The organism is Methylomagnum sp. (genome assembly GCF_054333355.1).
Window position 1 is genome coordinate 1 of record NZ_JBTEKS010000505.1, and the last position, 2645, is coordinate 2645.

A 2645-nucleotide genomic window follows, 5' to 3' on the forward strand; every position below is an offset into this window, starting at 1 on the left:
ATGCCTGCAGGTAACCTGGGGGTTCCTGACTGTAGGGCTTAGCTTACTGCACCGTGAGCGTAATCGGGATGAGCTTGGTCACTTGCGCTGATTGTACCGGCGATCCCAGGGTGGAAGTCGCCGACACCATAACCGTATAGGTTCCCGCCGGAGTGCCGGGTTTCGGGATGGGGGGTGGCGGCGTGGTGATGGTGCTGCCACCACCTCCTCCGCAGGCCGTCAGGGCCACCAGGAGCGCCAGGAGAAGGACCAGGCCGGCATAGCTGAGCAGTTTTGCCCCGTTTTCCCCGTCTGCGTCCTGGAGAGACGCCGAGGCCCAAAAGCCCAACCACCAGGCCCGGAATGGTCGTCCAGAGGGCATTTAGCGGCGCCGGGCGGCCGCCGGCCGGGGGCCGGGCCAACGATACGCTGGGTGCGGTGGTTTGGATGGTCAGGGTACTGGAGCCGCCGGCGCTTACCGGATTAGCCGAAAAAGTGCAGGTGGACAGCGCTGGGAGCCCGGAGGAGCACGCCAGCGTGGCCGTGCCACTGAATCCTGCCTGTCCGGTGATGTTGATGGTATGAGGCGTAGGTGTCGCGCCGGCCTTTACGACCTCGGCGGTTGGATTGACGGCCACCTGGAAATCCTGCACTCGCAAGTCGAAGGCCTGGTTATGGACCAGCGGCGCAAAGTCCGTGTCTGTGGTATTCACGGCGACGGTGTAGGTGTCTGCGGGCGTATTGGGCGGAGCGTGGATGGAGGCGGTTGCGGACACCGTAGTGGCTGGACCGAGTACGTACGGTCCCGCGGGAGTTAATTCGCATGTGAGCGGCGCCGGAGCGCTACACGAGGCTGCGATGGCGCCGGCGAAGCCGTTCAGGGCTGTGATGGTGACGCCTATGCCGGCAAAACCTCCGGGATAGGTAGGGGCAGGTGTGCTCAATGAAGCGGAGTAATCCACGACCGAATAGTCGAAGTTAACAGCGCTGCTGGCGTGATTGGAAGCATCGGTGGCGGTGACCACCAGGCGCGGGTTGCCGGCGACGGCGCCCGCGGTGTTGACGGTAACGGTAGCCGAAGGCGGCGGACTGGCAGGCAGAATGACGCTGGCGGGATCGACGCTACAGGTCGAGCCGCCAGGGCTGCCCCCGCCGTCGAAGGCGCAGGACAAGGCGAGTGCGCCGTTGAAGCCGCTTCCGGCGGTGACGTTCACGCCGGCGGTAAGCGCCTGGCCCGGTTTCGCCGTAGACGGAGTAATAACCGAGGTCTGGTTGACGCTGAAGGACTGCGAGGCCGAAGTGACGGTGAGCGTCATAGTCGAGGAGTGCGGCTTGGTGTCGGCGCCGAGTGTTCCCGTGCCGGTGATGATGACGGTGTAAATGCCCGGGGCAGTGGACGACAGGGTCGGAAGGTTGAGGGTGACGATGGCGGTGGCGCCGGGGATGAGGCTCACCACCGCGGGAGAAAACGTGCAGGAGGTACCGGCAGGCTGGCCGCTACAGGTCAGATTGACGTCGCCGGTGAAGCTCCCTTCGGCGGTAACGGTGAAGCTGACGACGGCGTTGTTACTAGCCGACACGGTGGCGGAGGGAACGGCGCCCACGATGAAGTCCACGGAGTGCAGGGTGACCGGCACCTGCTGGGTCAGGTTTTTCGAGTCGCTACCGACGGCGGTGAGGATGAAACTGAAATCGCCCACCGCGGAATTGCCAGCGTTGACGGTGAAGCTGCCCGAGGTGGCGGGAGCGGGAATCGTGACCGGATTACACGTGGAAGGCGGAGGGGTTGCGCCCGGGCCGCAGGTGACGTTGATGGAGTTGGTATAGCCGTTAAAGGTGGTGATGCTGCCGCTGAAACTGGCGTTCCGCCCGGCGAAGACGTAGAGCGGAGTGTTGGCGATCGCCATGGTGTATCCCGGCACCGGACTGATGGAGATTTCCCAAATGCCACGGCCGTAGGTGGATGCACGCAGGCGCAGGGGAGTGGCGTCGCTGGGATGGTTGTAGATCTTGAGCTGAGTGATGGCGACATTGGGCAAAGAGCCCGCGCCGGCGCTGGGCCCGAGTTCGGTCCAGACGCCATCGCCGGTGGACTTGAAGACCCCTACGTCGGTGCCGACATAGACCAGGTTCGGTACATTGGGATCGGCGACACCGGCGTCGGCCGGAGAGTCGGGGAGGCCAGCGCCATTGGCATCGCCGTCGAGCCTGGCCCAGGTAGCGCCGGCGTCGGCGGTTTTGAAGACGTGACCGACACCAAAGCCCATGACGCTGACATACGCGGTCCGGCCGGTGGCGTCATTCGGGTCAAGCGCGATGCCGGAGATGGTGTAGTGGCTGGGATTGATGTTGCAGACGGAAGGCGTGGCCGTGCAGGTGGCGGTGATTCCGCTGTTGAGGCCGCTGACCTCGGTCCAAGTGCCGGGGCCGGAATCGGCGCTGAGGGTTCGCCATAACTGGCCGCCGGTGACATTTTCGCTGCTACCGTCCATGCCGGCCCAGATGACTTGAGATCCGCCACCAGTACCCAAGACAGGTGTGATGCCCGGATTGCAGGGGCCATTGCAGGGGCCGCCGGCGGCGATGGTATTGACCATGAAGGCGTCGCGGGCGCAACTGGCGGTGGTGTGGGTGTCGAGGTTGCGGGTAAGTGGACTGCCTCCGAT

Annotated in this window: 1 pseudogene; it reads right to left on the reverse strand. The window is 64.6% G+C overall.

The window, feature by feature from the left end:
• Positions 1–38: 38 nt before the first annotated feature.
• Positions 39–2645: pseudogene (locus ACXWUF_RS21755) on the reverse strand (hypothetical protein); the annotation flags it as partial.